General features: G+C 61.9%; 7 protein-coding genes and 1 pseudogene. 1 reads left to right on the top strand and 7 read right to left on the bottom strand.

Annotated elements, in window-relative coordinates; genetic code table 11:
• Positions 1 to 6: 6 nt before the first annotated feature.
• The 6 genes from EDE05_RS19730 to rpiA all read right to left on the bottom strand — a co-directional run bounded on the left by EDE05_RS19730 (position 7) and on the right by rpiA (position 6987).
• The gene (locus EDE05_RS19730) at positions 7 to 1386 is read right to left on the bottom strand and encodes a DUF2778 domain-containing protein (protein WP_112798151.1); all 1380 of its coding nucleotides are present in this window, start codon (positions 1384 to 1386) and stop codon (positions 7 to 9) included.
• A 309-nt stretch (positions 1387 to 1695) separates the two neighbouring features.
• A complete protein-coding gene (locus EDE05_RS19735) occupies positions 1696 to 2322 on the bottom strand; it encodes an isochorismatase family cysteine hydrolase (RefSeq protein ID WP_112798153.1) in 627 nt (208 codons plus the stop codon).
• A gap of 164 nt (positions 2323 to 2486) precedes the next feature.
• Positions 2487 to 3860, bottom strand: a complete 1374-nt coding sequence (locus EDE05_RS19740) for a 3-deoxy-7-phosphoheptulonate synthase class II (RefSeq protein WP_105373846.1) — start codon at positions 3858 to 3860, stop codon at positions 2487 to 2489.
• A gap of 206 nt (positions 3861 to 4066) precedes the next feature.
• Positions 4067 to 5455 carry a glutathione-disulfide reductase gene (gene gor / locus EDE05_RS19745; protein WP_112798155.1) on the bottom strand — a complete coding sequence of 463 codons (1389 nt, stop codon included), beginning with the start codon at positions 5453 to 5455 and terminating at the stop codon, positions 4067 to 4069.
• 113 nt (positions 5456 to 5568) lie between these two features.
• Entirely contained in the window at positions 5569 to 6273 is a 705-nt protein-coding gene (locus EDE05_RS19750) for a DUF2059 domain-containing protein (protein WP_112798157.1), read from the bottom strand.
• Between the two features lie 18 nt (positions 6274 to 6291).
• Positions 6292 to 6987, bottom strand: coding sequence for a ribose-5-phosphate isomerase RpiA (rpiA, locus tag EDE05_RS19755; RefSeq protein WP_112798159.1), 696 nt, complete (start codon positions 6985 to 6987; stop codon positions 6292 to 6294).
• Positions 6988 to 7167: 180 nt separating this feature from the next.
• Here rpiA and EDE05_RS19760 point away from each other — a divergent pair, with 180 nt between their 5' ends.
• On the top strand, positions 7168 to 7881 hold the full coding sequence (locus tag EDE05_RS19760) for an HAD family hydrolase (RefSeq protein ID WP_112798161.1): 714 nt from the start codon (positions 7168 to 7170) through the stop codon (positions 7879 to 7881).
• Positions 7882 to 7893: 12 nt separating this feature from the next.
• Here the strand turns inward: EDE05_RS19760 and EDE05_RS27280 are convergent.
• Positions 7894 to 8068, bottom strand: a pseudogene (locus EDE05_RS27280) (IS110 family transposase); the annotation flags it as partial.

Below are 8068 nucleotides of genomic sequence, written 5' to 3' on the forward strand. Positions count from 1 at the left end.
CGCCGATCAGGCGTCGCTGCCGCTGAAGAGCTTGGCGATGAAATTGTCGCCGCCGCCACCGCTGCCCGGGCGCTTGCCGTCCCACTTGGGCACGATCACCATATGGGTGATTTCGCCGCGCTGGAACGCCTTCAGGAAGCGGTCATAGTCGGCAAAGGCCACGCAGCCGTGCGAGTCGCCGCGCACACGCAGCAGAAAGCTGTGCGCCAAAAGCCCGGTGCGGTTCTGCGGATGCCTGCCGTCGACGGATGTCAGGCGGATCGCGGCCACCCCGTGGAAGAGCTTTTCGCGCATGGAGAGCTTATAGGTGCCCGGAGGGGTCGGGCCGCGCATCTTCACATGCGTGAATTTCGGGTTGTCGCGCATGCTGCCAATGCCGGAATGCGCTTCGAGCTTCGTGCCGTTCGGCATGTGAACGACGGCATTGCTGATGTCGTAGATCGCGACCTTGGTGCCGATACCCGGCCATTTCGGCGCAGGACCCGGACGCGCAGGCGTGTCGCGCAGGGGATTGTCGGGCTTGGCGAAGGCAAGCGCCGTCGGCTTGTCGTCTTCGGCAGGCTGCGCCGGCTTCTGCGGCGCGACGGCGGCAATCGCAGCCAGCGCGCTCGGCTTGGCCGGCCGGCCCGGGAAGGCAGACGACGGGCGGATGACCGGAAGCGGACCGGCCTTCGGAAGCGCATGGGCTTCGGCGGGCGCCGGCTCGTCGGTCGCCTCGACGGCGGCCTCTTCCAAGGCGTCGGCATTGTCTTCGACAGCCGTTTCCTCGAGCGCGGCCATCTCGACCGGCTTCATGTCCTTCAGTTGTGCAACGGAGGTGGCAGGCGCGGCATCCTGGATGAGGTCAGGCATGACCTCGTCGCCGCGCGGGGCAACCACGACCAGGCTTTCCATCGCCGGTGCCAGCGCCGCGCGGATGGCCTCGGCGCCAGGGCGCCGGTTTGCCAGCGCTGCGAACTGCCGTTCGCTCTCGGCGTGACGGTTGGCCTTGGCGAGCAAGGCGCCCAGCATCTGCCTGGCGCTGGAGCGATCCGGCTTCCGCGCTTCGAGCGCCGCAACATCGGCGCCGTCGAGACGTCTGCTCTTCGGGCTGGCCGGAGAACCGTCGGAGAGACGGGAAAATTTGGAAACATCGATCTCGCGCGCGCCTGGCGCCGCGGGCGCAACAGCAGGAGCAATCGGCTTGGCGAGGGCAATCTCGAACTTGACATCCGCCGTGGATTTGACCGCAGTCGCCATGGTTGCCACTGAAGCGCCCACAAGCGCCACCATCGTCAGCCCGAGGCCGACTGCGACATTCGTCAGGAGAGAGCGGGATTTCTTGCGGCGTTTCGGCGCCTTGCGTGCCTGTTTGCCATTCGCGGAAGCCTGGACCGTACGCGCCATCACTTGTTACCCGAACCGTTACCCACACGGGCGGAGAACACTTGCGTGTCGCCGCCGATACAACCGAGGCAGGACACAGCCGGAGAAGATGTGTACCGGTCCATGCCTGAGGACTGCCGGTGAGAATGAACGATTATGGTAACCAATGTCTTTACGCCCGCCCCGATTTGGTTTCGGTGGTGCACATAAAAGCGCATGCCGCCAGAAGTTTAGCCGAAATATGGCGTTAAGGTGTTTGTGGTATGCGAAACTGTGACAGTCAATACTTCGGCCACTGCAGGATGGGCCAAATCCACAGCCAGTGTTGCCTTATTGCCGCATGGCAGCCACAATCTGTGCCGTATCGGCCAGGATCGAATCACCCATAAACGCAATATTTTCCATGGCGCGCTCAGCCGCTTCCGCATGACCTGCTCCGCAGGCATCGCGGATGACGATCGGGACAAGCCCCAGATCGCATCCGTGACGGACGGTCGGGTCGATGCCGATTTCGGTCGCGACGCCGCAGATTGCAAAAGAGGTCAGGCCGAGATCGCGCAGGATGATCGCCAGCGGCGTGCCTTCGAAGGCGGAAAAGGTGATCTTGTCGAGAACCGCCTCGTCGGCGGTCGGTTCCAGTTCCGGGGTGATCTCAAAGCCCGGCGAATCGCGCAGGAACCACGGATGCACGGCATCCGGATCCTCGGTCCGCTGCCAGGCCATCGCCTGACGCATCTGGAAATGTCCCATCAGCGGCTTCGGCATCGACAAATGGCGAAAAAAGATGACCGGGAAGCCGGCCGCACGCGCCGCGTCCAAAACCGTCTTCACCTTGGCCGTGATGGCCGTCCCATCCTTGAGCTGGTGCAGGATACCGACCTGCATGTCGTAGACGACGAGCGCCATCCGGTCCGGGCGACAGAAATCCTGAAGCGTCTTGCCTATCTTCTGCGCCATCGTCACCCTCCCGTTTTGTTCCGGATGGCTCAATAGCAAAGAAACGGAGAAGGCGCGATAGGGAGAGGCGCAAGGTCAACCGGCGCGGCATGCGCCGGTCCGATTCGGATAGCAGTCCAAGACGTCGATAAGACCTCCCGGACTGTGCAAAAGCAATGATGATGTCAGCCGTTCACGACCATGCGCTTCTCGTCGCGGCCGCTCTTCATCCGCTCGGCGAGCAGGAAGGCGAGTTCGAGCGCCTGGTCGGCGTTGAGGCGCGGATCGCAGTGGGTGTGATAGCGGTCGTGCAGATCCTCAGCCGTGACGGCCCGGGCACCGCCGGTGCATTCGGTCACGTCCTTGCCGGTCATCTCGACATGGATGCCGCCCGGATGGGTGCCTTCGGCACGATGGATCTGGAAGAAGCTCTCGACTTCCGACAGGACGCGCTCGAAGGGCCGCGTCTTGTAGTTGTTCAAGGTGATCGTGTTGCCGTGCATCGGATCGCAGGACCAGACGACTTTTCTGCCTTCCCGCTCGACCGCGCGGATGAGCTTCGGCAGGCTGTCGGCGACCTTGTCGTAGCCGAACCGGCAGATGAGCGTCAGGCGACCGGCCTCGTTGGTCGGATTGAGGGCATCGATCAGTTCGATCAGGTTGTCGGGCTGCAGCGACGGGCCGCATTTGAGGCCGATGGGGTTCTTGATGCCGCGGAAATATTCCACATGCGCGTGATCGAGCTGGCGGGTGCGGTCGCCGATCCAGATCATGTGACCGGATGTGGCGTACCAGTCGCCGGAGGTCGAATCGACGCGGGTGAGTGCTTCTTCATAACCAAGCAGCAACGCTTCATGGCTGGTGAAGAAGTCGGTTTCGCGCAGGCTCGGATTGTTCTCCGAAGAAATCCCGATCGCCTGCATGAAGTCCATGGTTTCGCTGATGCGATCGGCGAGCTTGCGGTAGCGCTCGCCCTGCGGGCTGTCCTTTACGAAGCCCAGCATCCATTTGTGGACGTTTTCCAGGTTTGCGTATCCGCCCATCGCGAAAGCGCGCAGGAGGTTCAGCGTCGCGGCCGACTGACGGTAGGCGTCGAGCTGGCGCTCCGGGTTCGGCGTGCGTGCGTCCTTCGTGAACTCGATGCCGTTGATGATGTCGCCGCGGTAGGACGGCAGTTCGACATCGCCCTGCTTTTCGATGTTCGACGAACGTGGCTTGGCGAACTGTCCGGCGATGCGGCCAACCTTCACGACAGGCAATTGCGCGCCGAAAGTCAGCACGACGGCCATCTGCAGGAAGGAGCGGAAGAAGTCGCGGATATTGTCGGCGCCGTGTTCGGCGAAGCTTTCGGCGCAATCGCCGCCCTGCAGGAGGAAGGCGTTGCCTTCCGCGACGTTTGCGAGCTGCTTCTTCAGGCGGCGGGCTTCACCGGCAAAAACGAGCGGCGGAAAGGTCGCGAGCTGAGCTTCCGTCGCCGCCAGCGCGGCCGCGTCCGGATAATCGGGGACCTGCTGGATCGGTTTCTGCCGCCAACTGTTCGGGGTCCAATTCTGTGCCATCTCACTCACCTGTTACGGCCCGGCACCGAAGGCCGGGCGACCGCCCGTTAAAATAGGGGCGGCTTATAAACCTTAATAGAGGGTTTGCATAGCCGCCCTCGGCCCTAGAGCATCTCCGTCTTTCTGCGCGCCACCGACATGCTCTATCTTGTCGTTTTGACGCACTTCCGGACGGAAAACCGCTTCGCACTTTTGCCGGAACCGCTCTAGATACGCTCGCCGTTTTTGACCCGGTAGCTCGGGTTGTACATCGTGACGAGCTCTTCGGATGCCGTTGGATGCACGGCCATTGTACGATCGAAATCGTCCTTGGTCACGCCCGCCTTCAGGGAGATACCAAGAAGCTGCGCCATTTCGCCTGCGTCGTGGCCGAGCACATGCGCGCCGACGACCTTGCGGCTTGCCGCATCGACGATGAGCTTCATGATCATCTTCTCTGCCCGCCCGGAAAGCGTCGCCTTCATCGGCCGGAACTCGGCGCGATAGACTTCCAGTTCCGGGTAACGCTTCGCCGCTGCCTCTTCCGACAGGCCGACCGTGCCGATTTCCGGCTGCGAGAAGACGGCGGTCGCGATCAGATCATGGTCTGGGGTCGTCGGATTGTCCTTGTAAGCGGTCTCGATGAAGCACATGGCTTCGTGGATCGCCACCGGCGTCAGCTGTACCCTGTCGGTGACATCGCCAAGCGCATAGATATTCGGAACGCTCGTGCGGGAATATTCATCGACGACGATTGCGCCGCGTTCATCCATCTCGACCCCTGCCGCATCGAGCCCGAGGCCGGTGGTGTTCGGATCCCGGCCAAGCGCCAGCATCACAGTGTCAACAGCTATGGTTTCGCCGCAGAGCGTCCGTGCCAAGAGGCCGCCGGCCGGCGCCTTCGTCACCTCCTCGATGACGTCCGTCAGAACGATGCGGATGCCCTTTTCGACCATCGCCTTGTGCAGGCCCTGGCGCATGTCCTGGTCGAACCGCGACAGGATCTCCTTGCCCCGGTAGATGAGCGTGGTGTCGACGCCGAGACCGTGGAAGATGTTGGCGAATTCGACGGCGATATAACCGCCGCCCGCAATCAGGATCGAGCGTGGGAGCTCTGGCAGATCGAAGGCCTCGTTCGAGGAAATGCAGAGCTCGTGTCCGGGCAAGGCGACGTGCGGATTGGGCGCTCCGCCGGTTGCAATGACGATCTTTTCAGCCGTCACGGTCCTGCCGGTCTTTACCAGCCGGACGGTATGGGCATCGACCAGTTCGGCGCGAGTTTCGAGAATCTCGGCGCCGTTGTTTTCCAGCCCGCGACGATAGAGACCCTCGAGGCGCGCGATTTCCTTATCCTTGGCAGCGATGAGTTTTTTCCAGTCGAAGGTGCTTTCTCCGACCTGCCAGCCGTATCCGGCCGCATCCTCAAAATGCTCATGATATTGCGAGGCGTAGACGAAAAGCTTTTTGGGCACGCAACCGCGTATAACGCAGGTGCCGCCGAAGCGGTATTCCTCGGCGATAGCGACGCGCTTGCCGAGCGAGGCGGCGATGCGCCCTGCCCTGACCCCGCCTGATCCGCCGCCGATTACAAACAGATCATAGTCATAGGCGGTCATCGGCAATCTCCTTGAGGCAGGCGGCGGGACGGCTCCCATATAAGTTCCCGCTCTGAAAAGCAAAAGCCCGGATCGCTCCGGGCTTCGACAAAATTATCAACCGGCGAGAAGCCTCAGGGCTTCGGAGCGGGTGCCGGAGCCGGCTTGGCGGCGGGTGCCGGAGCAGGCTTTGCCGGGGCAGCAGTCGGAGCGGCGGGCTTGGCCGGTGCGGCAGCCGGAGCAGCCGGTTTGGCGGGAGCCGCAGGCTTTGCCGGTACCGGTGCGGCTGCCTGTGCTTCGGGCTGCACAGGTTCAACAACCGGCGCCTGGATTGGCGTCGCGTCGATGATACCGCGCAGCTTTTCGGTGCTCTGGTTGGTCAGGTCTCGCGAAATGCCGTTTGCCCAGATTTCGGCGGCCTTGGCCATTTCGCGGGACACAAGCGGCTGGGCCGTGAGAAGCTTCTTGCCGCCTTCGGTGTTGAAGAAGGCCGCGATCGCCTTCAGTTCGTCGATCGAGAAGCTCTTGGCGTAGATGGTCGCGGCTTCCTTTTCAAGATCGGCGCGACGCGGCGCCAGCGCCAGCGCCTGTTCGTCGACAACGCTGCCAATCTGTTCCTGGAAGTTCGGAGAGGCCTGAATATACTGCGCCTTCAGCCGCTCAGCGAGGTTCGGCAGGATATTGTCGTAACGATCCGTGACGTTCAGCGAAGCGATCGCCTCCCGTGCAGCGGCGAGCTGGGCCTCCGACACTTCTTGCGCGCGGGCGGATACCGTAAGGGCGCCGGAGAAGAGAACCGCCAATGCGGCGGCACGGCCGAGAACCGCGAATCTGATCATAAGTTGGTTGCTCCTAGTTTACTTCGCCTTAAGCGTCCGCGCTCCTGCCGGACCGGCAATGATCGCAAAGGACGCCATATGGATGAACAGCCCGTGTTCCACGACACCGGGAATGGAATTCAGCTCTCTCGAGAGAGCCTCTGCATCAGGAATGCGGCCAAAAGATGCGTCGAAAATATGGTGGCCACCATCCGTCATGAAGGTATCGTCGCCCGATTTGCGGAGCTTCAGCTCGCCGCTGAGGCCAAGCTTTGCCGCCACTTTTTCGATCGCGATACGGGTCGCAGCCTCGCCGAAGGGATTGACCTCGATCGGCAGAGGAAAGGCGCCGAGTGCCTCGACGAGCTTGCTCTCGTCGGCAATGACGATCATGCGGCCCGATGCTGCCGCGACGATCTTCTCGCGCAGCAATGCTCCGCCGCCACCCTTGATGAGGGTCAGGTTTTCATCGACCTCGTCGGCCCCGTCGATGGTCAGATCGAGTTCGGGAAGCTCGTCGAGCGATTTCAGCGGGATCCCCAGCTCGACGCAAAGCCTGGCCGTCCGTTCGGAAGTCGGAACGCCTTCGACCTTTAATCCCTCATGGACCTTTTCGGCCAGCAGCCTCACGAATTCCTCGGCTGTCGAACCAGTACCGATGCCGAGCCTCATGCCGTCTTCGACATACGCCAGTGCAGCCTCGGCCGCCTTGACCTTCATTTCCCGGGCGTCCATCCGCCACAAGCTCCCCGCTGTTTTCGCCGAGAGGCTGTTTACACGCCTCCTCCCGCAAGCGAAAGTCCCCCTGCCCGGTTTTGGACCGGCTTTTAAGGCGGGCGCGAATCTCGCATATTTGCTTTTCGCAACCGCATTCCTTAAGGCGGGCAATGTCCCGACACCATTTGCGAGGTTTCATTGACCGCTCCACTCGTCATTTTCGACCTCGACGGCACGCTGATCGATACCGCGCCGGACCTGATCGACAGCCTCAATCATACGATCACCGGGGCCGGACTCGCCCCTGTCACCTTCGATGATCTGACGCATCTTGTCGGCCAGGGCGGACGGGTGATGATCCGGCGGGCCTTCGATCTCAGGAAAACGCCTATCGACGAGCGGGAAACCGACCGGCTGTTTGCCTATTTCATCGACCACTACAAGAACCATCTGCCGGGCAAGAGCCGCCCCTATCCAGGCATCATCGAATGCCTCGACCGGCTGGCGGATGCCGGGATGCGGCTTGCGATCTGCACCAACAAGATCGAGCAGCTTGCGTTTCCGCTGATGGAGCGTCTGGATTTGTCGAGGCGGTTCGCGGTGATGACGGGCGGCGATACGTTTTCGGTCCGTAAGCCGGACGGCCGTCATATCCTCGGCACGATCGAGCGGGCCGGCGGCGAACCCGCGCTCAGCGTGATGGTCGGCGACAGCATCAACGACATCATGGCCGCACAGAATGCGGGCGTTTCCTCGATAGCGGTCGATTTCGGCTATTCAGACGTGCCTGTCCAAACCCTCAATCCGGATCACGTGATCAGCACCTATGACGACCTGACGGCGGATGTGGTGCATGCCCTGATCGGCGTCGACACCAAGCGCGCGGCCCTGGCCAAACAAGCGGTCAAATAAAAAGCAACGGTGTTAGGTGTCAATCGCGTTAGCGTGGTGTTCCCGCATTCTTGCGTTGAGGATGATGATCATCTTTCGCATGACGGCGACGACGCGACTTTGCCGGGTTTTCCTTTCGATTTCAGCTTTTCGAAGAAAGCTCTGATGCCGGGATCGAAGCGGATTGCCGGCAGGGCTGCGATGTAGA

Origin of the sequence: Neorhizobium sp. R1-B, from assembly GCF_004368875.1 — a bacterium.
Lineage (GTDB): Bacteria > Pseudomonadota > Alphaproteobacteria > Rhizobiales > Rhizobiaceae > Neorhizobium > Neorhizobium huautlense.